Origin of the sequence: Albidovulum marisflavi (assembly GCF_025751435.1) — a bacterium.
Lineage (GTDB): Bacteria > Pseudomonadota > Alphaproteobacteria > Rhodobacterales > Rhodobacteraceae > Albidovulum > Albidovulum marisflavi.
Genome location: NZ_JAOWKY010000001.1, coordinates 466,555 through 490,760, shown reverse-complemented (window position 1 = coordinate 490,760; position 24,206 = coordinate 466,555). Strand labels below are relative to the sequence as shown.

Below are 24,206 nucleotides of genomic sequence, written 5' to 3'. Positions count from 1 at the left end.
GGGCCTCAGAAGATGTCGGGTTCTCCGGCCGTGCGGCCGAAATCGGTCTGCAGGAAATCGAAGTCGCAACCCTTGTCAGCCTGCGTGACATGGCGCGAGAACATGTAGCCCCAGCCACGCTCGAAGCGCGGTTCCGGCGGGGTCCATTCGGCACGACGGCGGGCAAGCTCGTCCTCGTCCACCAGCATGTCAAGCCGGCGGGCATCCAGGTCGAGCCGCACCATGTCGCCGGTCCGAAGCAGCGCCAGCGGGCCGCCGACGAAGGATTCGGGGGCCACATGGAGCACGCAGGCGCCATAGGAGGTGCCCGACATCCGCGCGTCGGAAATCCGCAGCATGTCGCGGTGGCCCTGCTTCAGCAGCGCCTTCGGGATCGGCAGCATGCCCCATTCGGGGAATCCCGGCCCGCCCTGTGGCCCAGCATTGCGCAACACCATCACAGTGTCGGGCGTGATCTGCAGATCCTCGTCGTCCACGGCCTTCTTCATGTCCGGGTAGTTGTCGAAGACAAGTGCCGGACCTTCGTGGCGGTAGTATTTCGGATCGCAGGCGGCGGGCTTGATCACCGCGCCGTCCGGGCAGAGATTGCCGCGCAGCACGGCAAGCGAGCCTTCCTTGTAGACCGGGTTCGACAGCGGACGGATCACGTCGTCGTTGTAGACCTCGGCGCCCTCGAGGTTCTCGCCCATGGTCTTGCCGGTTACCGTCAGACAACCGGTGTCAAGCCGCTCTTCGATCTGCTTCATCAGCGCGCGCAGACCACCCGCGTAAAAGAAATCCTCCATCAGGTAGTCCTTGCCCGAGGGGCGGACGTTGGCGATCAGCGGCGTCGTGCGCCCGAGCGCGTCCAGGTCATCGAGCGCCAGATCGACGCCCGCGCGTCGCGCCATCGCGATCAGATGGACGACGGCATTGGTCGAACATCCCGTGGCCATTGCGACGATCGCAGCGTTGCGGCAGGCGCCCTCGGTGATGATCCGGTCGGGCGTGAGGTCTTCCCAGACCATCTCGACGATGCGCCGCCCGCATTCGGCCGACATCCGCTGATGATTGGCATCCACGGCCGGGATAGAAGAGGCGCCGGGCAGCGTCAGCCCCATGGCGTCCGCAATCGCGGTCATGGTTGAGGCCGTGCCCATCGTCATGCAGGTGCCTGCGGATCGCGCGATGCCGCCCTGCACGCCCAGCCATTCGGCGTCCGAGATGTTGCCCGCGCGCCGTTCGTCCCAGTACTTCCAGGCGTCCGACCCCGACCCCAGGATCTTGCCCGCGTAGTTGCCGCGCAGCATCGGGCCTGCGGGCAGGTAGATCATCGGCACCCCCGCCGAGATCGCGCCCATCACCAGCCCCGGCGTGGTCTTGTCGCATCCGCCCATCAACACGACACCGTCCAGGGGATGGGCACGGATCATCTCCTCGGTCTCCATCGCAAGCATGTTGCGATAAAGCATCGAGGTGGGTTTCAGGTAGCTTTCATCCAGTGACAGCGCCGGCATCTCGAGGCCCAGCCCGCCGGCCTGAAGCACACCGCGCTTGACGTCCTGGACACGCTCGCGGAAATGCGCGTGGCAGGTGTTCAACTCGGACCAGGTGTTCAGGATGCCGATCAGCGGCCTGTCGCGGAAATCCTGCTCGGCGTAGCCCAGCTGCATCATGCGGCTGCGGTGGCCGAAGCTGCGCAGGTCATCGGGTGCGAACCAGCGGGCAGAGCGGAGGTCTTTGGGGTCTTTGCGGGTCATTCGTTCATCCGGTCAAAGCAAAGGTCAGCCACATGAGGAACGCGGTCAGCACAAGCCCGAAGACCTCGGGCCAGTTGCCGAACTCGTGCTTGTCGAGCGCTTCCTCGGTCGCGAATTCGGGGGCAGAGATGTCTTCGTCCTGATGGGTCAGCTTGTCATTGGTCATGACATCAACTCCTCATTCCAAGATCGATGGCAGCCAGAGGGCGAGTTGCGGAAAGAACAGCACAAGGAACAGCCCGATCGCCTGCAGCGCCATGAAGGGCAGGACCGCCGCGAAGATGTGCTGAAGCTCGATCCCCTTTGGCGCAACCGATTTCAGGAAGAAGCAGGCCGGGCCGAAGGGCGGCGACAGGTAGTAGATCTGGATGTTCATGGCGAAGAGCACGCCGAACCAGACCGGGTCGAAGCCAAGATCGATGACAACCGGGGCGAAGATCGGCACCGTGATGAAGATGATCGCGATCCATTCCAGGAACGTGCCAAGAACCATCACGATCAGCATCATCACGATGATCACCGTCAGCGGTGCCACGTCGAGGCTGGTCAGCATGCCGCGCAGGAAGTCGCCGCCGCCGATGCGGTTGTAAATACCGATCAGCGACACCGCGCCCAGCACCAGCCAGATGATCGAGCCGACGGTCAGCACGGTCTGGCGCATGGCGTCGCGTGCCATCCTCCAGGAAAGTTCCCGCCGCAGCCCCGCGACCACGACAGCACCCACCGCGCCGATCGCAGCGGCCTCGGTTACCGTCGCCACGCCAGAGTAGATCACGCCAAGCACCGCGCCGATCAGAAGACCGGGCAGGATGACGCCCGACAGGAAGGTCAGCCGCTTGAGGAACGGCAGCCCGGTTTCCGGGATGTCGTAGATCGGCGCCATCGCGGGGTTAAGCCGGACGCGCACCAGGATGTAGGTGATATAGAGCGATGCGAGTATCAGCCCAGGCACGACCGAAGCCGCGAAGAGCTTGGTGATCGACACCTGCGCCGCGAGCCCGTAGATGATAAGCACGACCGATGGCGGGATCAGGGTGGCTAGCGCGCCGGCTGCACAGATGATGCCGATCGACAGCTTCTTGTCATAGCCGAGGCGCAGCATCTGCGGCAGCGCGATCAGGCCCAACATCACGATTTCGCCGCCCATGATCCCCGACATCGCCGCCAGCACCACGGCAACGATGCAGGTCTGCACCCCGACCGAGCCGCGGAAGCGGCCGCCGAGGATGGCCATGGAGTCGAACAGCGACTTGGCGATTCCGGATCGTTCAAGCACGTTCGCCATGAAGACGAAGAACGGCACCGCGATCAGTTCGTACTTGTGCAACACCTCGCTGACGTTCGCCCCGACGATGAAGAACCCGGCGCGCGGCCCGAAGTACAGGATCGCGGTCGCCAGCGACACCGTCAGCGTGGTGATCCCAAGGGGAACGCCGATCGCCATCAGCGCCAGAAGCGAGGCGACGATCAGAAGTGTAATGATCTCAATGCCCACCGGAGACGTCTCCCTCGGTCTTTTGCGCCCAGCGGATGATGTTCGCCGCAAGCTGCGCCATGTAGAGAAGGCAGCCGATCACGATCAGGACCTTGAAGATCGTGGGCTGGATCGAATTGAAGGCGGTGCCCGAGTATTCCGTACGACCAAGCACCTTGGCCGCAGGCCCCCAGAGCGCCATTGTCAGAACCAGGACAGCGCCGAAGGCGACGATCATCTGGAAAAGGCGGAACAGGTGCCAGACGCGCGGCCCGACGACCAGTTCAAGCATCGTGATCGAGATGTGGCGATGGCGCTCGGTGACGTAGCCCACCGACAGGACCCAGGCGCTTGCGCAAAGCGTCATTGCCAGTTCGGTGGACCAGACGGTCGGACTGTCGAAGCCGTAGCGCATCACGACCTCCAGGGCCGATATGATCACGCAGGCGAAAAAAAGGACTGAACAACCCCGTCCGATGAAGACGCTCACGCTGTCCATGGCATCGGAATAGCGGGCCAGAAGGCGTTGCATCGCTTCCCCCGGGCGAATGTGGCGTGGCCCGCCCCGCCGGAAGCGGCGGGGCGGATCCGTATCGGCGAACTTACTTGAACAGGCCGATTTCGGTCATGTAGGCGATGTTGGCGTCAAGCGCCTCTTTCGCCAGTTCCGACTTCTTGGCGTATTCTTCCCACTGCTGGCGGGCGACCTCACGCAGCTGATCGCGGTCTTCCTGCGCCCAGTCGATCACTTCGATCTTGTCACCAGCATCGTCGCGTGCGGCCAACTCGGCGTCCTGCTTCGCGACCTCTTCGGCCATGGCATACATCGCGTCATACCACCAGGTGCGCAGCGCCGTCTGGTCCTCGGCCGAAAGGCTTTCCCACTTTTCCTTGTTCAGAGTGAACTGCATCGACGGCATCGAGTGGATGCCCGGATAAAGCGGGTACGGAGCGACATCGTGCAGACCCGTTGCGTCGTTGTTCACATAGGCCGAGGCGTCGGCGGCATCGACGATGCCCTTTTCCAGCGCACCGAACACTTCCGAGAACGGGATCGACACCGGCGAAGCGCCGGCAGCCTCGAACACCGCGGCGGCCAGGCCTTCGGGCGAACGGATCTTCTTGCCGACCAGGTCCTCGAACGTGCGGATCGGGGTCCGGGCGGGAAGCGCCTCGCGGGAATAGGGGCCGCAGGCGATGACATGCACTTCGCCGCCCGTCACGCTGTCGGCGGCCTTCTGCATCATCGCCTCGCCGCCGCCGTCCTTGCAGAAGCCAAGCATCTGCTGGGGGGTGTCGTAGCCCGAGATCAGGTCGCCAAGGATCGCGTAGGCGGGCTCAAGTCCCGAGAAGTAGTTCACCGAAGTGAAGTCGCCGTCCAGAACGCCAGCCGCGACGGCTTCGGGCGTTTCCTTGGCCGGAACGACAGAGCCGTTCGGCGTCAGCACGATCTCGATCCGGCCCCCGGTCATCTCGCCGATCTTGGGCAGCCAGTTTTCGGTCAGATACTGCGTGGAGAAGTCGCCCGCGTTGAAAGAGGTCTGGATGTTGAGCGTTTCGGCCGCGGCGAAACCTGCGGTCATGGAAACGGACGCCGCCAGCAGAGCGGTCGCTGTAAGTTTCATTGGATCCTCCCAATCTATGTCGCGCGGGTCCCATTCCCGCTCAATTGATACACTAATATATTAGTGCATCGACGGCAAGCCTGTAGTAGCATCAGTCTCAACAAGCGAAACGAAACGGTTAAGAGCATTGTAAATGAACAAGAACGCGCTTGATGTCCTCTCACCGCTTCCGACCGATCCGGCGGAACTCGTCCGCGGGCAGCTTCGCAAGACAAGCGTGAGCCAGCAGATTCACGAGGCACTCCGCCACCGAATCCTGGCGCTGGAACTTGCTCCGGGCGAGAATATCTCGCGCAACGAGATCGCGATCTACTATGGCGTCAGCCAGACGCCCGTGCGTGACGCACTGATGAAGCTTGAGGAAGAAGGGCTCATCGACATCTTCCCCCAGTCCAAGACCGAGGTGTCGCGAATTGACGTCGCGCAGGCACGCGAAACCCAATTCCTTCGCATGTCTCTCGAAATCGAGATCGTGAAAAGGTTGGCCGCCGCGAACGGCCCCGATCGGATCACCGCGGCCCGCGCGGTACTCGCGCGGCAACGCGCTGCCCATGAAGCCGGCGATCTTGCCTATTTCGCGGATCTCGACCGCGCTTTTCACAAGGAGCTTTTCAAGGCCGTGGGCGTCGCAAATCTCTGGGAACTGATCACCGAGCGGTCAGGCCACATCGATCGGCTCCGAAAGCTCAATCTCCCCGACCCGGGCAAGGCGACCGAGATTCTGGATTGCCATGGGCGCATACTCGAGGCGATCGCACAAGGAAGTCCGGAACAAGCCGAGAATTTCGTACGCGAACATCTTTCCGGGACCCTGGCGCAAGTCGAACAGATCATGGCCCGGCACCCTGCGTATTTTTGACCAACCGCGTCGCAGGTGTGGAATGCGCCTTTCTGCCTAGACAGGTCGTGCGGCCCGTTCCGACGGCTCAGCGGCATAAACATCGCGGCAACGATCCCGGCTCAGAGAGCCGAGGGCCAGTTGAAGCCGTGTCGCATTGCGGGCGCTGTCGACGAAGGCCGGCAACAACCGCCTCGACCTCCAACTGCTCTCAGGTGCAGGGAAGCAACTTTCTGGACCTGGCCACGGGGGGAGTGGGCAAAACATGGAGGTCATGCGGCTGCTCCTTGGTACGCGGCGGCGAGCCGACTCTGGCCACCGTATATTCAAGCATTCCGATCAAGATAGGGTCTCGATTGTCTTTGAAGGAGTAGACCTCGACCAGATGAAGGCCATACTCGGATCGTCAGAGGCCGCAGCGGGCAAGGCCAAACACACTGCTATAGATCCAATCGAATTATACGTAGAGGTTGAGGGCGGCGCCTGAGCCTCTGAACGGGGCCAAGATTATGTGGAAGGCTCAGCGCCACCGGTGGGTAATCGGCCCAGAGCGACCGTTGACCACCGGCCTTCTCCGCCGCGTTTCGGTCCGTGAGACCGGACTTTCGCTGCAACTGAGAAATTTGGGATCGGTCGGATTCACACAATGCGGACATAGCTGCCATTCTCGCAGCTTGAAGTTGGTCCGCCCTTGCGCTGCTTTCGACCGTCTAGAATTTTCAGATGCAGCTCGGAATCCGATAACCTGCTAGGGGGCGATATTTGCGTTCAAGTGGAAGAAGTTGCCCGGATCATACTTGCGCTTGACCTCCCTGAGACGCTTGAGATTGTCGCCGAAGGACGGCTCCATGATCGCCTCGTCTCCTTCTGACACATAATTGGCGTAGGCCATGCCGGACGAATAGGGCTCCATCGCATCTGTCGCATTGCGCGCCCAAGCGATCTGCTCCTCGTCATCCTTGGCGTCCTGCCACATCGGCATGACGCCCAGAAGATAGTCCCATCCTCGGGATGCCAGGGCATTATCGTTAGCGTCCCTGTGGAGCGTTGCTCCCGCAGTATGTTCAATAAGAAGAGCCGAGCCGGGTATCGTCATTCCCTCAGCCTGTCTGACGATCTCATCGATTGCGGCATCGGACAGGTTCTCTAGATAGGCGGATTTCCAATAGTTCCGACTTCCGGGGGCGTAGGCTTCGTCAAGCATCGCTTGCATGGCAGGGAACGGCATCTCGCCAATCTCAACCATCAAAGGTTCGCCAAGCTTGGTTAGCGGCTCGATTGCCTTCTTCCCGGCCTCCTTGTCGTCCCCGATCCAGCAGGGAACCAGTGCAGTGAGAGGCGTGCCGTCCGGTCCCCAGATGAAACCGGCATAGACCGTCAGATCTTCGGGCGCGTTCATTGTAAAGTCCCGATAGCCGCGCAGAACTTGCGCCCCGGCGTCCCGGGCATAAGCGATCAGCCCACCGACAACCGTCGCCAGATCATATGCCCTGAACAGGAAAGACGTCACCACGCCAAAATTGCCGCCGCCGCCCCGCACGCCCCAGAAGAGATCGGCATTCTCCTCCGCGCTTGCGGTCAGAACGCCTCCCTCCGCTGTCACAATCTCCATTTCGATCACGTTATCGCAAGAAGCGCCGCGCTTTCGTGACTGCCACCCGAACCCACCGCCTGTCACAAGGCCGCCGATGCCAGTTTGAGACACGACGCCAAGGGGCACCGCCAATCCGAAAATATGCGTCTCGCGATCAACATCCCCGAGCAGAGCACCCCCTTGGGCACGCACCGTCTTCGCAACCGGATCGACGTACACGCTGCGCATTCGAGACAGATCAATCATCAGTCCGCCATCGCAGACGGCCCGACCTCCCACGTTGTGCCCACCCCCGCGCACGGAGACTTCGATATCATGCTTGCGCGCCCATTTTACGGCAGCGGCAACGTCAGCGGTGCCAGAGCAGCGCAAGATCGCACCAGGATGTCTGTCAATGAGCGCATTCCATATGCGTCTGACTTCTTCATAGGCGCCGTCGCTTGGCGTCAACACGTCGCCCCTTGTTGAGGAGCGAAGTTCATCAATGCCGTCAGAAATCACTGCTTGGTTGATGTTCATGTCATTTGCCCCCTTTTTATCAACCCAATCATAGCAAAAAACAGCGATCGAAGCATCTCAGACATCTGGAGAGGATTGGGCTCTCACCCGACCTTCTCCGCAAGCGCACATGTGCATGCCAAGCTGAGATGCCAACGTCCATGCGCTTGAGCACAAACCCGCATAACGCTTCCCGCCATACTTGCTCCGGGATGCGTTGCAGGACTGTGTGCAACGCTTGTTCATCTTAAAATCATCTACAACGCATGATCTTCCCTGAAACTTTTCCCTGCCTGAACACGTGACTTCGCTACTGAACTTATCAAAGGGAGAAGACAGTCATGAAGATGATCGCACTCAGTGCTGCAGTCCTTTGCATCGCGGCATCCGGCGCAATGGCCAAGGGCCACGATCAGGGCAACACGGCGGTTCCCGGTGCAGAAGACGTCGGCTCAGGGACTGTGGCCAACGCCCAGGCCCTCGGTGGAGCGAAGGGCAACCGGCCCAATGACAAAGGCCCGTCGGCGGCCAACCTGGCGGCCGAAATAGCCGGCCGCTGATCGACAGTCGCCGCGTAACAACAGCAAAGGCCCGGTTCAAAACCGGGCCTTTGCACTTAGGGCTCAATACCAAATGAGAGCGACGCCCAGTGACTTTGCCAGACGACGCTGCCCGGCCCGTCCGCAGGTTCGATTCTCACGGCGTTGAGAAGATATTGACCCGCCCCAGGCATCGGAACCTCCGCGTAACCCTCGCCGTCCGTTTCAACCAGGGTTCTGGTCGTGTCACTCGGTGCCGTTCCGCCGCTTGGCAGGTGGAACAGCGCGATCTGAATGTGCGGCGCGGCGGCGCCTTGCCACGTCAACCGAACGGTGAGGGTTCTTTTACCGGCAACGAACGGTGTGCCATTGACGACAATCTCAAACGGCATGCCAGTCGGGCGATCGACATCGCTGTCGCCGACAGGGCCGACCTGGACCAGCACCCGCGCATTTCGTAGATACTCTTCGGCGATGCCGGAACCTGGCAATCCGCGTTCGCGATGGCGGTCCGCGATTTCGGAAAGACCTTCATAGGCGAGGTAGTCCTCGAACTCCGGCATCGTGTCGAAAACGATGTAGGCCGGGTGCGTTTCAACGGTCAGGACATGCAGACCGCTGCTGGCGAACGTCACATTGTTGATGGCCGGACGGTCGCCCAGCCTCGATGCAAGTGGTTTTGAGTCCCTGGGCGAGAAGTGCGTCATCGATCTGATGGTCGTGTCGAGATAGGGCAGGGCGGCACCGGACAGATCCTGCCCGACCCTGAGGTCGGCGGAGACGCTTTCGCCGATCACGGGCCCGCCCTGACCGGCGTCGATCCAGAACTCATGTGCATCGAGCGGTTGCGATGTCGCAACAAGGGCGATCAGGGCAAGCTGCGCAACGTATCTGGCGGAAATGGGTTTCAACGCATGGCCTCCGTGTTTCTCGTGGAAGACACGCACAGACAGGCTCAAGAGTTTCAGATGTCAGACGTCGTTGAACTGCGCCGCGGCGACGATCGGCCCGGTCGGCGCACCTGACGGCGATCCCCCGGGTGGCTCCTCGGAGACGGCGATGGTGCCGGTCCGGACGCCCGGCGCGATGTCGTCCGGCACGCGAATCCGCGTAATCCCCTGGTTCTCGAGGAGGCCCAGCGAAACGGGTGCGTCGGCCCCCTCCGCGATCAGCCAGAGTTCGTGCACACGCCCCTCCGGAACTGTGCCCGAGACACGCTCGATCACGATCTCATGGGTGGCGGGAATTACGCCGGCCACCATCACCTGCGAGCCGTCTTCGGAGGCAAGCTCCGCCTGGAAGGCCACGGTCAGGTTCGCTTCCGGACCGAACGTCTCACCGAACAGAACGAACAGGAGCAGCCCCGCCGCCACGGCCCCGCCGGCAAGCCAAGCCCAGAACGCCTGTGCGGGGCGACGTGCCGGCGGTTCGCCGACGGACTGAAGGACGCGGTTCCGAAGCGTCTTCGATGGCTCTACCGCCTCAACGGTATCGGACAATGACGACAGTCGCGCTTCCCACGACCAGACGAGCACCTGAAGCTCGCGATCCATCGCGAGCCGCGCCTCGAAAGCCCGCCGCTCGTCGTCGTCGAGCAGATGAAGGACGTACTCCGCCGCCAGGGCATCATCGTCATGTTCGTCTTCGGACTCGCTCATCGCGTCAGACAGTCTTTCAGTTTCATCAGGCTGCGCCGCAGCCAGGTTCTGATCGTGTTCAGCGGCACGTCGAAACGCGCCGCCAGATCCTTGTAGGTCTCCCCCTCCAGATAGGCCGCCCGAACGGCGTCGGCCCTGTCGCTTTCCAGTTCGCCCATGCAGGCCTCGATGCGCGCGCGCTCCGAGCTGGCGATCGCCGCGGCCTCGGGGCCCGGCCCATCGTCGGCGACAAGCGCCATCGCGTCGTCGCTGCCGGTCTCAGGCCGTCTTTTTCGAAGCCGGTCGATCGACATGTTCCGCGTCACGGTAATCAGCCATGTCATCGGGCTGTGTCCCGTCACCGCGTAGGTATCGGCCTTCTGCCAGACCCGAATGTACACGTCGTGCAGGACATCCTCCGCTTCGCTTCTGTTATTCAAGACCCGCAGGCAGACACCGAAAAGCTTCGCGCTGGTGGCATCGTAGAGCAAGGCGAGCGCGTCCCGATCGCGCAACGTGATGCGCGCCATCATGTTTTCGATATCGGCGCTCGTGGTCATGGTGTCTCGATGTGGTCTCTCGCCACCACCATTTGGCAGTGCGACGTGAAAGTCAAACAGGCGAACGCCGCGCCGACGGAATTGCTTCCGCGACGCGGCGCCACTCGCCACCCAAAGATCAGCGCGCTACTGCGCGGTGATCACACTCATCACGAGCTTATCTTCGACCCGGATCGGCCCGTCCTCTTTCGCCCCGAGGGTGTACTCGAAGACGCCGGTCGCCATGCCGCCGGCTTCGCTGTGCACCATCAGCATCAGCATGTCGCCCGGCGTCACGGCTTCGGTCAGGATCGCCGCGACATCGGTGTTTTCACCGGCACGCAGCGGCGCGTATCCGACAACCGGACCAGGCTTCATGTCGGCATCCGTCCGATGCACGACCAGCCAGCCGTTCTCACCTGCTGTCACCTTCTCGGCGGTGACAATGCCGCTTTCGACGGACTGGTCGGAGGCCATGACCATGGGCGCCATTCCATGACCGCCCGCGATTGCGGCGCTGACGGTCATGGTCGAGGAGACAAGGATTGCAAGGAAAGTGCGTTTCATGTGGTGTTTCTCCGTTTTGGACAGACGAAGCCACGATTGGTCGTGCGGAGAAGTTTCGCGGAGAGGAAGAATTTTTCCGTGCCGGTGACAGCAGTATATTTCCGCCGGTTCGCACACGCCTGCGAAGTTCCGCAACTGGCGCGCGAACCCTCCGCTTCGCACTGGTCCAAAGTGACCGCCCAATGTGCTGCCACTGGCCCGAACAAGAACGGGGTGATCGTCGGCGGGTTGCTGGTTCTGGCCAACTCCAGAGAACCGAAGCCGCAGGATCTTCTGGGTCTCACTGTGATTCCAGTGTTCCTGTGAGTCTTTTTTGAAACCTTTGCGCCTGACGTATCGTGTCTCTTCTTGAAGCCAAAGGGAGAGACCCAGATGCCCGGAAATAGAGACAAGTCCAATCGTCTTCCGCCTGACAAGACAACCCGGCAAGAATATGAAGCGCTCTTTCGTCGAGACCTTCTGGAGAAGACCGATACTGTGGCGAAGCGGAACGAGGAAATCCTGAGCCATGCGCATTAAGACGTTTTCCCGAACAATGGCGAGGGTGATTTGCTCGGCTCTTGCATCGGCGTTTCTTGCGGCCTCTGCTGTGCAGGCGCACGAGGTCCAGCCGGTGGTTATGGACATGACCATCGGTGCCGAGACCGTCAAAATATCAGCGGATTGGATGATCGAGACCGCAATTTCGGGTCTCGATCTGACCGATCTTCAGAACACCGCCGAGGCACAAAACGACAGTGAGTATGACAGGCTTCGGGCACTGCAACCGGACCAGCTCGCTGAGGCCGTGAAGGCCGCCTGGCCTAGATTCGTATCGCAGCTCGAACTCTCAACAGGAGGCGAGCGCCTTCCACTGACGCTCGAGGACATCGAGGCCGGCGATGTTGGCAATCTGGAGATAGCCCGGCTCTCCACGCTTCGGCTGTCAGCCCCATTGCCTCCCGGGGACGCGCCCCTCGAATTCCGCGCTGCGCCTGAACTCGGACCCTTCGTGGTCCGACTGGCCGGCGTGGAGAGTGGCTATGCGGAGTTTCTTGCGCCGGGCATGTCATCGGGCGCGATCCCGCGCACGGGTGGCGAAGACCAGACGGCCAGCGCGGCGTTCGTCGATTACGTCGCCGTGGGTTTCGATCACATCGTCCCGAAGGGACTCGACCACATCCTTTTCGTGCTGGGCCTCTTCTTCCTCTCGACCCGCATGGGGCCGCTCCTATGGCAGGTCTCCGCCTTCACCCTGGCCCACACCGTGACGCTTGCCCTCGGCGCACTGGGCATCGTGCGGATCCCGCCCTCGGTTGTCGAGCCGCTGATCGCGGCCTCCATCGTCTACGTGGGCGTCGAAAACGTGTTCTTGCGCAACCTGTCCCCATGGCGCCCCTTCGTCGTGTTCGGCTTCGGCCTGTTGCACGGTCTCGGGTTTGCATCGGTTCTCATGAACTTCGGTCTCGGCGGTACAAACTTCGTGCCGAAGCTTGTCGGCTTTAATGTTGGAGTGGAGGTCGGGCAGCTTGCGGTGATCGCCGCCGCTTGGCTTGCGCTGAACTTCTTCTTCGGCCGGTACGAATGGTACCACCGCCGGATCGCCGCACCGGTGTCCGTTGCGGTTGCAATCATTGCCGCTTTCTGGGTGTTAGAACGTACGGGCATTGTCGGCACCGACGGGCCGTGGGCGCTGTTCAGTGCTCTGACAGAGGGTGGATTCAATCCGATCTTGGTCACGGCGACTGCAGTCATTCTTGCGGCGGGGCTTGCCGGAATTCAGATGCTTTCGGTAACCATGCAAAAGTTCCGGGCGTTCGCCGGAATGCTCACCTCGTTCATCATGTTCCTCTCGCTCGTCGCGGCCTTCACATCCGGCGCATGGACCATGTGTGTTGTTGCAGCCTTGGCATGGGTGTTGGCGCTTCGGGTCCATTCACTTGCTGGACGATATCAAGCCGTCGCACAGATTTTGTGCGACTTCGCAAGCACAAGAAAATAATGCACCGGGTCCAGGCTCATCGCTTCCCCGGGATTAGGCAGGTGCCATCAATGCAGTCTTTCGCATACATCCATCCGAACTCGGCCAGCGGCTTACCGATCAAGATAATGGGACGCCCCATCGCTACTTCGGGAGATATCGCGCGTAGGTTCTGCTGTTCGCCCCGGGCAAATTGAGCTTAAAAAGGTAGACAAAGCGCTAATTCACCTGATCTGCGCCAAAACGGCTCAGAGCGGCCATTCGGTCGTCGGCGCAGCATTTTCAAGTCTCAGGCAACCGCAAGGCGGGACGAAGCCGCCACTTGCACTTGGAACTCAACTCTTCCGAAAGCTGCTGAGCTGCCCTTCTGGCGGTCAGCGATCATAGCGCGCGAACATGCTATTCTGGCTTCGAAGCAATGTGGCGGTTGTCTGAGAACGTGGTTAGCGACTGTGGGGAGGCGGCGATGGATAGTAAGATTCCGAGTTCAGTTGAAGAGACACTAGACCCACGCGATTGGGAGGAACTGCAAGGGCTGGCGCATCGGGTCATTGACGATGCGATCGCGCATGTACGGGACGTGCGCGATCGCCCGGTCTGGAAAGATATGCCCACTCAGGTACGGGAAGCGTTTGCGGCGCCGCTGCCAAACCAGCCGCATCCGCTTTCCGAGGTTTATCGGGAACTTCAGGAAGAGCTGATGCCCTATCCGATGGGCAATATCCATCCGCGGTTCTGGATGTGGTACATGGGGGCAGGCAGCTTCAGCGGCGCCTTGGCTGAGTTCATTGCTGCTATCGATGGCTCCAACCTCGGTGGCGGAAACCACGCGGCAGCCCTGATCGACCGGCAGGTCGTGGCTTGGCTGAAGCAGATGATGGGCTTTCCTGAAAGCGCCGGGGGGACACTGGTCAGCGGCGGTTCGATGGCCAATATCATCGGGTTGACCGCCGCGCGCAACGCAATGGCAGGCATCGATGTTCGAACCGAAGGGGTAGCCGCGATGCCTCAACAGCTTCGCTTCTACGGCTCCGATCAGATACATAGTTGCCATCAAAAGGCGGTGGAGCTTTTGGGGCTGGGCAACAAGGCGCTGCGGCGGGTGCCGGCCGGACCAGATTTCCGGATGGATATCAGCGCATTGCGTGAAATGATCACCGAGGACCGCCAATCCGGCCACCGTCCTGCCTGCGTCATCGCGACCGCCGGTACGGTGAACACAGGCGCCATTGATGACCTTCGCGCGATCAGCGAGCTCTGCAGAGTGGAGGGGCTTTGGTTCCATGTGGACGGCTGCATCGGCGCGTTGGCCGCAATCGCGCCAGAGAACCGGCACTTGGTCAGCGGGTTGGAAGCAGCCGATTCAATCGCTCTCGATCCGCACAAATGGCTCCACGTGCCCTTTGAGGCCGGTTGCGCGCTAGTTCGGGACGCAAACACGCATCGGAACACGTTTGCGGTGCATCCAGAGTATCTTGAGGAAAAACCGCGCGGCATCGCGGCGTGCGAGTATCTGCATGACTATAACCTCCAAACCTCCCGTGCGTTCCGGGCGTTGAAAATATGGCTGACGCTCAAGGAGCATGGAGTCGAGAAGTTTGGCCGACTGATCGACCAAAACATCGCGCAGGCCCGCTATCTCAGTAGCTTGATCGAGCGCGCACCAGATCTGCAACTGATGGCGCCAACGACAATCAACATCGTCTGTTTTCGCTACTCCCCCGGGAAAATGCAGGAGCCGGCGCTGCGTGAATTGAACACCGAGATCATGCTGCGGATGCAGGAAACCGGCATCGCCGCAGTTTCTGACACCTATGTTTCAGGACATCACTGCCTGCGCGCGGCAATCTGCAATCATCGCACCAAGCGCGCTGACCTCGATCTGCTGATTAGAGAAGTATCGCGGATCGGTTCCATTTTGACGAACTGCGATGGGGTTGATGCGATGCGGGAAAAGTGAAGGAAAGTAGCCGAATGAACTGGCCGGTATCGCCTGGCCCCAAGCTGCCGTTAGTGAGGTGGCACCATTTGCTGCGGTCCGGACCTTCTTTTCGGACATTCGCTGCGCCAACACTCCCGGTTGGCATTGGCCCGGAGGCAGGGAGGTCACCAACCAAGATCTCGCACTCAGTTCGGGCGATTTTCTTGGGGTAAAGACCAGCCAGATCTCACGGGCGCTGTCGATGCCGGCCCAACGACGTATCCCAAGACGTCAGGAATTCCTCGCGCTTGAGAGCGTCTAGGAAGGTCAGAAGACCGGGCGTCAGGCGGATCGGCAGGAAGGTGCCACGTGTGTCGCGAATATGTCGTTCGATCTGCGAGTGCGGCACCTGTGACGGGATCAGGGGCAGCAGTGGCGTCTCTTCCGCAATGATGCGCTGCCCCTCTTTCGACAGCAGAAAGGCCATGAACTGTTCCGCAAGATCGGCGTGCCGAGCTGTTTTCGGGATGAACGCCGTTCGCGACATCACAAGATTGTAGTCGTCGAAGAAATGCAGACGCAGATGGGATGTGTCCTCTGTCAGATCAGAGGCGTAGGACCCGATCACGTTGATGGCAAAGGCAAGATCGCCTCGTGCCGTGGCCGCGACCATGTCCGAGGTGCAACAGTATGTTTTCAGGTCTGCGCGCCCCAGCACTTCGAACAGGCGAATGGCCTGAAGCCCCTGCAGGCTGTCCTGCGTGGAATAGAGATAGCCGACGCCGGATTCGCGGATGTCATAGCTGCCGATGCGGCCACGAAACCTTTCCTCGTTCTCGCGCACGAATGTTGCCAGATCGCGGTGGCTTCTGGGCAGTTCCTCATCTGAGACGGCTCTGTGGTCGTACACGACGACGGCGGGTTCGAACGTGAATCCAAACAATTCGGATCGCCATGTCGCCCATGCGGGCAAAGACACGGAGGAAGGAAGGCTTATGCGCCGCGCCAGCCCCCGGTTGACCAGATCAACCTGAAGATCCATCGCCGAGGAAATGACCACATCGGGCCAGTTGGCCCGGTCTAGTTCCAACATCGACCTGTAGAGGTCGACGGTCTGGAACTCGGTGTACTCAATCTTGAGCCCCGGCATCCGCGCCTCAAACGCTTCCAGAAGCGGCGTCATCGCGGGTGTGTCCGTGGCGCTGTGGATCGTCAGGGTCTGCGCCTGCGTCGCGCCCGCCGAAAACACAGTGCAGAGCAGCACGAGCAGGAGTGGGATAATCCGTCTGAAGATCAGCGTCACATCCAGGCCGCCGAGGGTCGAGCGTCTCAGTTGAAGGTCTGCGGAATGGCCTTCGGCGACCGCCTTCACGATCGACAGGCCAAGGCCCGACCCCTTGGTCTTTTCGGACAGAGAGGTGAACCTTTCCATCGCTTTTGGAATATCCGCCTCAGCGATACCTGGTCCTGCGTCCTCCACACTGAGGCGGACGTTCTGGTCGTCGGCGTCGAGCGTGATGGCGATCGTATTGTCCCTGGGACCATGAAGAAGCGCGTTTTCGATCAGGTTGCGCAAGGCCTCGCGTACTGAGAGGGGATCACCTTCGACAATGTCATCTCCCTCGGCGATCCCATCGCCGTTGAACGACAGCGTGACATTGCGCATTCGGCTGTCGCGCAGGCTTTCCGCGAGGGTGTCACGCACCAATGGCTTCAGCGCGAGCGGTCGGAGACTGGTCCGGTCCGAGCGGTGAATGACCATCGCGTTGGCAAGAAGCTGGTTGGTCAGCCGCACGGTGCGCAGAGCCTGACGGTCGGCCTTGATCAGGCGCGCACGCATCTTGTCGAGGTTCTCCGCATCCGCCGCGAGCGACAGATGACCCTGAAGCGCGGACAGAGATGTCCGGGTCTGATGCGCGACATCCGCGATAAACGTCTCGGTCAGGGCACGGCTGCGCTGCAGCCGCGCGATAAATCCGTTGATCGCATCGAAGAGTCCGGAGATCTCGCGCGGGGGCGTGCCACCGACCGGCGCCAGATCTCCGGGTTCCCGGCGGCCAAGGTCGGATGCGATCTGTCTCAACGGGGCGAGGGACGTTCGAATTGCGACCCAGACGAAGCCCAGTCCGATCAGCGAAAGCCCGGCGAGCCCGGCAAGTCCGGCGGCAAAGAAGGACCACTGTTGCGCATTGCGCGACTCAACGGTTTGGCCGATCTGCACCGCGACCCATTTGCGCCCATCGGGCGCGTTGAGCTGGCGACCCTGAAGCACGAACCTGAAGGCGGCATCCGTGTAATCCACCTCATAGAAGATCGGTTCAGCTGAAAGTGTTGCGTCCGATGGAAGGGGAAGGTCCGGGGTGCCGGTGATTTCGCGCTGGCCCGGAACGAAAACCCGGTACTGCACGCGATCCAGGGGGTTGAGAGACAGGATGTCCATCGCCGAATTGGGCAAATCCACCGTGGCCCCTTCCGGGCCGACGGACATGCGCTCGAGGATCGACAGCGCCGCACCGGCCAGAAGCAGGTCATGCGTCCGATTGGCTGCCTCGCGGGCGTAAGTCCAGAGCAGAACCGAAATCAGCAAAAGCAGGATCACGAACCCAGCCGCCATCGTGATCAGAAGCCGTCGTTGCAGCGAATGGCCGAACCGATCAGTCGTCATCCGCTACATACGCCATATACCCGAGTCCGCGGGCCGTCTTGATGACCAGCGGAGAGCCTTCGAGCTTGCGCCGAAGCCGGGTCACGAGTTGCTCGACCGCGTTCATGCTGGGCGCTTCCTCAAAGGTGTAAAGCCGGTCCGCAACCTCCTCCTTGGTCAGCATTCGGCCCATATTGTCGATCAATATTTCAAGAAGCTGGACTTCGCGCGCGCGCATTTGGGCATCCTGACCATTGATCGTGGCGCGTTTGGCCGCGCGGTCAAAGCAAAGCGGTCCGGCCGAAAAAACATTGCTGGCGCTGCCGGCGCGCCTTCGGGCCAGAACGCGGCACCGCGCCGACAATTCCCGAAAGTCGACCGGCTTGACCATGTAATCGTCAGCCCCGGCGTCCAGGCCGATGACCCGGTCGTCGATTTCGCTGCGCGCGGTCAGGATGATGACAGGGGTTTCGTCCGCGCGCGTCCGAAGCGAGCGCAGGACCTCATAGCCGTTCCGTCCGGGTAGGTTCACATCCAGCAGGATGATGTCGAACTTGAAGTGACGCAGAAGCTCGTTCGCCTCGTTTCCATCCCGTTCGCGGTCGACCGAATGTCCCTCTGCCCGGAGCCGATCAACGATCGTCTCCGCCAGCTCGTCATTGTCCTCTACCAAAAGCATTCTCATCAGAACAGGATAGCAGTGCCGCCCTGACGCGGGAAGCGTGCGTGCGCGCGCCGGCGGGCGAGTCAGCGTCAGGTCAGTTCTGCGTCAGCGACTTCTCAGACTGGTTCGCGATACAGCAACAGCCGGGTGAGGACCCGGAGGACACTCATCCTGGGAGGAACACCATGTCATTCGCACGTCTCGGTGCCGCGCTTTGCGTCGCTGCATCTTTCGCGGCACCCGCATTCGCACAAAGTGAAATCAACAAGCCGGAGTGTGTCGCGCCGGCCAATCCCGGCGGCGGCTTCGACCTGACCTGCCGCATCGCGCAGACCGGATTGACGCCCCATGTCTCCGAACCGATCCAGGTGACCTTCCTGCCAGGCGGGATCGGCGCCGTCGCCTACAACCAGTTCAACACCACCCGCACGGACGACGGCTCGGCGATCGTGGCCTTCTCGACCGGGTCGCTTCTGAACATCGTGACCGGGAAGTATGGCGAGTTTACTGAAAAGGATGTCCGTTGGGTCGGGACGGCAGGTGCCGATTTCGGCGCGGTGGTCGTAAGGGCCGACAGCAAGTACCAGGACCTCAAGCAGCTGATGGACGATTTCTCGGCCGACCCGGCTTCTGTCGTCGTCGGCGCCGGCGGTTCTGTCGGCTCGCAAGACTGGATGAAGGGCGCATTGCTGCTGCGCGAGGCCGGGGCTTCGCCGACGGACATGCGCTATGTCGCCTTTGATGGCGGCGGTGACGCGATTGCGGCGCTGCTCGGCGGTTCGATCGAAGTCTATACGGGTGACGTGGGCGAAATGGTGCCGCATATCGAGGCCGGCCAGATGCGCATTCTCGCGGTCATGTCGCCGGAACGCCTCGACGCCCCCTTCGCGGACATTCCGACCGCCATCGAAGAAGGCTACAACGTCGAGTGGACGATCCTGCGCGGCTTCTACATGGGCGGCGACGTGTCGGACGAAGATTACCAGAAATGGGTCGACGCGTTCAAAGCGGCCTACGCCACCGAAGAGTTTGCGCAAGTGCAAAAGGAAAAGGGCCTGCTGCCGCTCAACATGGCCGGCGATGAACTGCAGGCCTCCATCGAAGAGCGCGTGCAGAGGCTGCGCGACATTGCGACCGAGGCCGGTCTGATCAACTGATCCAACCTCCCCTGCCGGCCCGTTTCGTCACAGATGCGGGCCGGATTACAGTTTCACGCCCCAGAAAAACGAGGAGGCCTCGATGGTCGACCGCATTTTTGCCGGGGTGCTTCTGGTCGTGTCGCTGGCGTATGCCGTCATCGCCTTCACCACTATCAAAGCCCCCTTTCAATACGATCCGCTCGGCCCCGAAAGCTGGCCGCAAATCCTGTCGCTGGTCGCAATTGCCTGCCTGCTCGTGATCCTGTGGAAGCCGGACGCAACCGAGATGGGCGTGGCCCGCGCGACCTGGTTCAGACTTGGCGCGACCATCGTGATGCTTCTTGCCTACGCAGAGCTTTACGAGCCCCTGGGGTTCATCCTGTCGACGATCCTCTTCGGAGCCGCCCTCTGCTCGATGCTGGGCGCGGGAATGGCGCGGTCAGTAACCTTTGGCGTTGCCGCGGGCATCGCGGGCTATCTTCTCTGCGTCACGCTGCTGGACCTCAACCTGCCCGAGGGCGAGCTGATCGAGTGGCTGCTCGAACCTGCCCCACAATCTGAAGGAACCTCGTAATGGAGACCGTCCTGACAGGCCTTGCGACGGGTTTTAGCGTCGCACTTGATCCCTTCAACCTGTTTCTCGTCCTTGCGGGGTGCTTCGCCGGCACGCTGATCGGAGCGTTGCCGGGTCTTGGCCCCATCAACGGCGTCGCGATCCTTCTTCCCATCGCCTATGGGCTTGGCTTCAGCCCGGAATCTGCACTGATCCTGCTGGCGGGAATCTATTACGGTGCCGAGTATGGCGGGCGTATCTCCTCCATCCTGCTGAACGTTCCGGGGGATGCGGGCGCAGTGATGACAACACTCGACGGCAACCCGATGGCCCGCGCCGGAGAGGCAGGGCGCGCATTGTCACTATCGGCAGTGGCCTCGTTTGTGGGCGGGACTTTCGCAGTGATCCTGCTTTCCCTCTTCGCCCCGGTGCTTGCTGCCTTTGCGGTCACCTTTTCGCCTGCCGACTACGTGGCGCTGATGGTGTTCGCCTTCGCTTCGCTCGCCTCACTGGTGGGCAAGAGCACGGTCAAGACGCTGCTTGGCGCGACGATCGGCCTTATGCTGGCCACCATCGGAATCGATGCCAACACGGGCGTACCGCGCTACACGTTCGGCATTCCCGACTTTCTTGCCGGCATCGATTTCCTGATTGTGGTTGTGGGCCTCTTCGGCATGGCCGAATTGCTGACGCTGGTCGAGCATCAGGTTTCGGGCAAGCTGAACTCGCTGCCAGTCGACAAGAGCTTCGTAAGACTGGCCGACCTGGCCAAGTGCAAATGGGCGATCGCCCGGGCCTCGGTCATCGGGTTCTTCATCGGTGTCCTTCCGGGCACCGGCGCTTCGGTGGCTTCGGCGGTGGCCTACGGCACCGAGAAACGCATTTCTGACACCGAGAAGACCTTCGGAACCGGTGACCCAAGGGGCCTGGTCGCGCCTGAAGCGGCGAACAACGCGGCCGCGGGCGGTGCGATGGTGCCGATGCTGACGCTCGGCATTCCCGGCTCGGGCACGACTGCGATCCTGCTCGGCGCCCTGCTGATGTTCAACATCCAGCCCGGCCCGACGTTGTTCAGCCAGCGCCCTGAAGTGGCATGGGGCCTTGTGGCCTCCATGTATATCGGCAACGTGGCCCTGCTGGTCATCAACCTGCCACTGGTCGGGCTGTTCGCAAGAATGCTGACAATCCCGCAGCACTACCTGACGCCATTGATTGCAATCCTCGCCTTCATCGGCATCTACACCATCGTCGGCAACCCGCATGACCTGTTCCTGATCACACTGCTCGGCATCTTCGGCTGGTTCCTTCGAAAGCTCGACTTCTCGCTTGCTCCTGTCATCCTGGGTTTCGTGCTGGGAAGCCTGTTCGAGAACAACCTTCGTCGGGCGTTGTCGATCTCGGGTGGAGACTGGGGCTACCTAATCGCGGATTACAAAAGCGTCACGCTTTATGTCCTGGCCGCGCTGATCGTGATTGCGCCGATCTGGCTGGCGCGGCGGGCGCGGCTGATGGAAGGCGACAACCCCTTGGACCAGGGTTGAGCTTTCTGCGCGAAACGCAACCCTTCGTCACCACGTTGGTGGCGGGGGCGGCGGGGGCGGCCTTGGCCGCCCTCGCTGGCATTCCGGCGGGGGCTCTGATCGGCAGTACCTTGGCCGTTGTGGCGGTGTCCGCCCTGAAGTTCCGCGTCGGCCTTCCCAATTCGCTCCGCGACCTGGCCTTTGCAACCATCGGCGTTTCTCTTGGCTCCGGCGTGGACGAACGGTTGATCGGTCAAATCGGAACCTGGGGCATAAGCCTTGCCGTCCTGATGTTGTCACTGATTGCGACGCTTCTCGTTGGGCGGCTGATCCTGGCGCAGTTCTTCGGCATGGACAAACAGACGGCGACGCTCGCCAGTTCGCCCGGCACCATGTCAAACGCGATCGCCATCGCGGTAGAAGGGCATGGCGACGCGACAGCTGTTATGTTCCTGCAACTGACACGGCTTCTCGTGCTTGTCATTGCGGTACCACCGCTCGCAACCATGCTTGGCGACGCGCCAACCGCAGGGGCCGTGGGGGCGGCGGAAGTGACGCTGCCCGTACTTGCCTTGCTACTGGCTGCAGCAATCCTGCTGGGCAGGATCGGGGGGCACCTTGGGCTGCCTGCTGCCAGCCTCCTGGCCGGAATGGTCATTAGTGCTGGAGGCCACGCGGCGGGCTTGATCCACGGCACCGCGCCCGGCTGGATCACCTTTGTTGCCTTTGCGCTGACCGGCGCCGTGCTTGGAACGAGGATGAGCCTTGTCACGCTCCAGCAAACCAAACGCTTTGCCGTGGCGGGTCTGGCGGTGGTCGGCGGCGCGATCCTCTGCTCCCTGGCCTTTGCGGCGCTGACCAGTGCAATGACCAACCTATCCTTTGGTCAGGTTTGGATCGCCTACGCACCCGGCGGAGTCGAAGCCATGGCCGCCATCGGCCTTTCGCTGGGTTATGATCCGGCTTATGTCGCGGTGCACCATTTTGCCCGGATCTTTGCGCTTGTCGTCATCGTTCCAGTCGTCCTGAAGTTGGCGGACAGGTGACGGGTCATCCACGGGGACTTTGCCTGCTTGCCCGCAGTGGATTGCTGCTTCATCCCGCATAGCGGCCATTTCGACCGAGCGCAGCGAACGTCCGCTTCCCGCCCGTTCTTGGCAGGTGCCAACTACGGCAGTCCAATTAACCGCAAACTGGGGAGCGGTTTGGTCCGGGGGCTAACAGCGATGTAATATCCACCCACCGTAGCTGCGCACTTGTGCACTAGCAATCAGGGCGCGAAGATCGGCAAAGCGGACATCGCACGCGTCGATTTCAGCCTGAAACTCCACGGCACGTTCGCGAAAGTGCTGCTGCATGACCCCGTCGCGCGCTTCCTTCGCTGGTCTCAGTTTTGTCTCGTAGATGTCGTCGAGCTCGTCCTTTACATCGACGATTTGCTCTCCGATGCTGTCGCGTCGGGCCTTGAGATTGTCTCGCCGATCGAGCGTCTGTGCTAGGCCCAGCGAGCCTAGGAAGCTGTTTTTGGGGATTTTCTTGGACTTTTGGAAAAATCCTGGCGCGGCATCATCATACCAGTCGCCAAGTTTATCCATGACCTGCTCCTGGTCATCCTGCAGTTCAGCTTTTAGTTCCTTTAGCGGCTTCATTTCTTCGTGAAACGCTCGCACGATCGCTACCGCCTCGTTCAGTTCGGTCCGCAGATCTCGGTCGAATAGTCGCGCTTCCCACTGAACTTGGTCGCGATCACGCACAAGCTCCGCGCGGCGGACGGTCTGTGCTTCAATCTCGGACTCGAGGGGCTTGATGAACTTCTTTTCGAACGCGCGCCATGCCGCGCCCGAGACATAGATTAGAATAACCCGCGGACATTCTTCTTGGCCGCGTCATTTCTCGTGATCGCTCAGGAATGCAAATGGCAGCGGCGAGCGGCCGGTCTGTGTCCGTGTTCGATCCGTTAAAATGGGGACAGAACACGTCGTCATTGTTTTGACGCCGACGCCCCAATTTTCATTGACAATGGCTTTTCGAATGTGAAGTCGTCGTCATATCTCGCGCGGAGGAAGTTCATGAAGCGGTCATGGAACTGCCTCGTGTGATCGTGCGCAAGGATGTCGGCCCTTTCGACGTCCTTTTCCCTGATCGCCTCAATCATGTCGTAGTGATCCGAACTGAGAAGACGGTCCGTCGTCGAAGACTGGATGTAGTCGAAGTGCATGTGAAGGATACGGCGCCCCTCGTCGAGCAACTGACCATAGCACTTGGCGAGATAGGGGTTCTTTCCCGCCTCGGCGATGGCCATGTGGAAATCGCGGTTGCTGGCGGACATGGCGAGGTAGTCGTTGGCGAGGCAAGCGTCATCGAAGGACTTGGCCAGCACCAACATTCGCTTGATGTCCCGATCAGCACGGTTTCGCGCTGCAAGCCGAGTATTGATCCGCTGGAGGAAATCCAGCGCCTCGACGTAGCGCGGGAAGCCCGCAAGGTCGATCGGAGCAACAAGGGTGGATCGATTTGACAACATCTCCACGAGGCCATCGGCCGAAAGGCGGACCAGCGCCTCGCGGATCGGTGAGCGCGACATCCCGAATCTCTGCGACAGCACGGTCTCGTCAAGCGGGGATCCGGGCTCGAGCGCCAGCGTCAGGATCTCTCTGCGAAGTTCATCGTAGACGTGGCGGGCACCCAAGCCTTTTGCCTGTTTCGGGGCAGTTTTCGGATTTCCGTCCATTATTTCAGACCTCTGCCAAGGCTC

At 61.2% G+C, this 24,206-nt stretch carries 23 protein-coding genes; 9 read left to right on the top strand and 14 right to left on the bottom strand.

Translation table 11 applies throughout. The features are described 5' to 3' along the window. Nucleotides 1-5: 5 nt before the first annotated feature. The 5 genes from araD to dctP all read right to left on the bottom strand — a co-directional run bounded on the left by araD (nucleotide 6) and on the right by dctP (nucleotide 4,838). On the bottom strand, nucleotides 6-1,739 hold the full coding sequence (gene araD, locus OEW28_RS02400) for an L-arabinonate dehydratase (protein WP_263733122.1): 1,734 nt from the start codon (nucleotides 1,737-1,739) through the stop codon (nucleotides 6-8). Between the two features lie 4 nt (nucleotides 1,740-1,743). After that, nucleotides 1,744-1,905 (bottom strand): hypothetical protein, encoded by a 162-nt coding sequence (locus OEW28_RS02395; RefSeq protein ID WP_263733121.1) that lies wholly within the window; start codon nucleotides 1,903-1,905, stop codon nucleotides 1,744-1,746. A gap of 12 nt (nucleotides 1,906-1,917) precedes the next feature. Next, the gene (locus tag OEW28_RS02390; RefSeq protein WP_263733120.1) at nucleotides 1,918-3,234 is read right to left on the bottom strand and encodes a TRAP transporter large permease; all 1,317 of its coding nucleotides are present in this window, start codon (nucleotides 3,232-3,234) and stop codon (nucleotides 1,918-1,920) included. Next, on the bottom strand, nucleotides 3,224-3,745 hold the full coding sequence (locus OEW28_RS02385; RefSeq protein ID WP_263733119.1) for a TRAP transporter small permease subunit: 522 nt from the start codon (nucleotides 3,743-3,745) through the stop codon (nucleotides 3,224-3,226). The genes OEW28_RS02390 and OEW28_RS02385 overlap by 11 nt, the downstream gene beginning before the upstream one ends. A 70-nt stretch (nucleotides 3,746-3,815) precedes the next feature. Continuing rightward, nucleotides 3,816-4,838, bottom strand: coding sequence for a TRAP transporter substrate-binding protein DctP (dctP, locus tag OEW28_RS02380; RefSeq protein ID WP_263733118.1), 1,023 nt, complete (start codon nucleotides 4,836-4,838; stop codon nucleotides 3,816-3,818). A 133-nt stretch (nucleotides 4,839-4,971) separates the two neighbouring features. Between dctP and OEW28_RS02375 the strand changes: the two genes are divergently transcribed. Then, nucleotides 4,972-5,697, top strand: a complete 726-nt coding sequence (locus OEW28_RS02375; RefSeq protein WP_263733117.1) for a GntR family transcriptional regulator — start codon at nucleotides 4,972-4,974, stop codon at nucleotides 5,695-5,697. A 727-nt stretch (nucleotides 5,698-6,424) separates the two neighbouring features. Here OEW28_RS02375 and OEW28_RS02370 read toward each other — a convergent pair. Then, complete coding sequence (locus OEW28_RS02370) at nucleotides 6,425-7,789, bottom strand: FAD-binding oxidoreductase (protein WP_263733116.1); 1,365 nt, start codon at nucleotides 7,787-7,789, stop codon at nucleotides 6,425-6,427. Nucleotides 7,790-8,109: 320 nt separating this feature from the next. Here OEW28_RS02370 and OEW28_RS02365 point away from each other — a divergent pair, with 320 nt between their 5' ends. Further along, nucleotides 8,110-8,328, top strand: coding sequence for a hypothetical protein (locus OEW28_RS02365; RefSeq protein ID WP_263733115.1), 219 nt, complete (start codon nucleotides 8,110-8,112; stop codon nucleotides 8,326-8,328). A 56-nt stretch (nucleotides 8,329-8,384) separates the two neighbouring features. On the opposite strand, the gene OEW28_RS02360 is transcribed toward OEW28_RS02365, so the two are convergent. The 4 genes from OEW28_RS02360 to OEW28_RS02345 form a co-directional block, all read right to left on the bottom strand. After that, on the bottom strand, nucleotides 8,385-9,218 hold the full coding sequence (locus OEW28_RS02360) for a DUF4198 domain-containing protein (protein ID WP_263733114.1): 834 nt from the start codon (nucleotides 9,216-9,218) through the stop codon (nucleotides 8,385-8,387). A 60-nt stretch (nucleotides 9,219-9,278) separates the two neighbouring features. Further along, nucleotides 9,279-9,965, bottom strand: a complete 687-nt coding sequence (locus tag OEW28_RS02355; RefSeq protein ID WP_263733113.1) for an anti-sigma factor — start codon at nucleotides 9,963-9,965, stop codon at nucleotides 9,279-9,281. Then, nucleotides 9,962-10,504 (bottom strand): sigma-70 family RNA polymerase sigma factor, encoded by a 543-nt coding sequence (locus OEW28_RS02350; protein WP_263733112.1) that lies wholly within the window; start codon nucleotides 10,502-10,504, stop codon nucleotides 9,962-9,964. The genes OEW28_RS02355 and OEW28_RS02350 overlap by 4 nt, the downstream gene beginning before the upstream one ends. A gap of 126 nt (nucleotides 10,505-10,630) precedes the next feature. Then, on the bottom strand, nucleotides 10,631-11,050 hold the full coding sequence (locus OEW28_RS02345; RefSeq protein WP_412174771.1) for a DUF7282 domain-containing protein: 420 nt from the start codon (nucleotides 11,048-11,050) through the stop codon (nucleotides 10,631-10,633). Nucleotides 11,051-11,128: 78 nt separating this feature from the next. Here OEW28_RS02345 and OEW28_RS02340 point away from each other — a divergent pair, with 78 nt between their 5' ends. From OEW28_RS02340 to OEW28_RS02330, 3 genes are all read left to right on the top strand, one after another. Beyond that, nucleotides 11,129-11,356, top strand: coding sequence for a hypothetical protein (locus tag OEW28_RS02340; RefSeq protein WP_263733111.1), 228 nt, complete (start codon nucleotides 11,129-11,131; stop codon nucleotides 11,354-11,356). Between the two features lie 202 nt (nucleotides 11,357-11,558). After that, on the top strand, nucleotides 11,559-13,031 hold the full coding sequence (locus OEW28_RS02335) for a HupE/UreJ family protein (protein ID WP_263733110.1): 1,473 nt from the start codon (nucleotides 11,559-11,561) through the stop codon (nucleotides 13,029-13,031). A 445-nt stretch (nucleotides 13,032-13,476) separates the two neighbouring features. Continuing rightward, a complete protein-coding gene (locus OEW28_RS02330; RefSeq protein WP_263733109.1) occupies nucleotides 13,477-14,970 on the top strand; it encodes a pyridoxal phosphate-dependent decarboxylase family protein in 1,494 nt (497 codons plus the stop codon). Between the two features lie 208 nt (nucleotides 14,971-15,178). On the opposite strand, the gene OEW28_RS02325 is transcribed toward OEW28_RS02330, so the two are convergent. Further along, the gene (locus tag OEW28_RS02325) at nucleotides 15,179-17,596 is read right to left on the bottom strand and encodes a sensor histidine kinase (protein ID WP_263733108.1); all 2,418 of its coding nucleotides are present in this window, start codon (nucleotides 17,594-17,596) and stop codon (nucleotides 15,179-15,181) included. Next, nucleotides 17,586-18,260 (bottom strand): response regulator transcription factor, encoded by a 675-nt coding sequence (locus tag OEW28_RS02320; RefSeq protein WP_263733107.1) that lies wholly within the window; start codon nucleotides 18,258-18,260, stop codon nucleotides 17,586-17,588. Before OEW28_RS02320 ends, OEW28_RS02325 begins: the two co-directional genes overlap by 11 nt. 164 nt (nucleotides 18,261-18,424) lie before the next feature. On the opposite strand from OEW28_RS02320, the gene OEW28_RS02315 reads away from it, so the two are divergent. From OEW28_RS02315 to OEW28_RS02300, 4 genes are all read left to right on the top strand, one after another. Then, nucleotides 18,425-19,396: a Bug family tripartite tricarboxylate transporter substrate binding protein gene (locus OEW28_RS02315; RefSeq protein ID WP_263733106.1), complete on the top strand. Its 972-nt coding sequence runs from the start codon at nucleotides 18,425-18,427 to the stop codon at nucleotides 19,394-19,396. Nucleotides 19,397-19,478: 82 nt separating this feature from the next. Then, nucleotides 19,479-19,952 carry a tripartite tricarboxylate transporter TctB family protein gene (locus OEW28_RS02310; protein WP_263733105.1) on the top strand — a complete coding sequence of 158 codons (474 nt, stop codon included), beginning with the start codon at nucleotides 19,479-19,481 and terminating at the stop codon, nucleotides 19,950-19,952. Next, nucleotides 19,952-21,472, top strand: coding sequence for a tripartite tricarboxylate transporter permease (locus OEW28_RS02305; RefSeq protein WP_263733104.1), 1,521 nt, complete (start codon nucleotides 19,952-19,954; stop codon nucleotides 21,470-21,472). Before OEW28_RS02310 ends, OEW28_RS02305 begins: the two co-directional genes overlap by 1 nt. After that, entirely contained in the window at nucleotides 21,469-22,497 is a 1,029-nt protein-coding gene (locus OEW28_RS02300) for an AbrB family transcriptional regulator (protein ID WP_263733103.1), read from the top strand. Before OEW28_RS02305 ends, OEW28_RS02300 begins: the two co-directional genes overlap by 4 nt. Before the next feature lie 171 nt (nucleotides 22,498-22,668). On the opposite strand, the gene OEW28_RS02295 is transcribed toward OEW28_RS02300, so the two are convergent. Together OEW28_RS02295 and OEW28_RS02290 are read right to left on the bottom strand one after the other, a co-directional pair. After that, on the bottom strand, nucleotides 22,669-23,205 hold the full coding sequence (locus OEW28_RS02295) for a hypothetical protein (RefSeq protein WP_263733102.1): 537 nt from the start codon (nucleotides 23,203-23,205) through the stop codon (nucleotides 22,669-22,671). A 227-nt stretch (nucleotides 23,206-23,432) separates the two neighbouring features. After that, the gene (locus OEW28_RS02290; protein WP_263733101.1) at nucleotides 23,433-24,140 is read right to left on the bottom strand and encodes a GntR family transcriptional regulator; all 708 of its coding nucleotides are present in this window, start codon (nucleotides 24,138-24,140) and stop codon (nucleotides 23,433-23,435) included. Nucleotides 24,141-24,206: the final 66 nt, after the last annotated feature.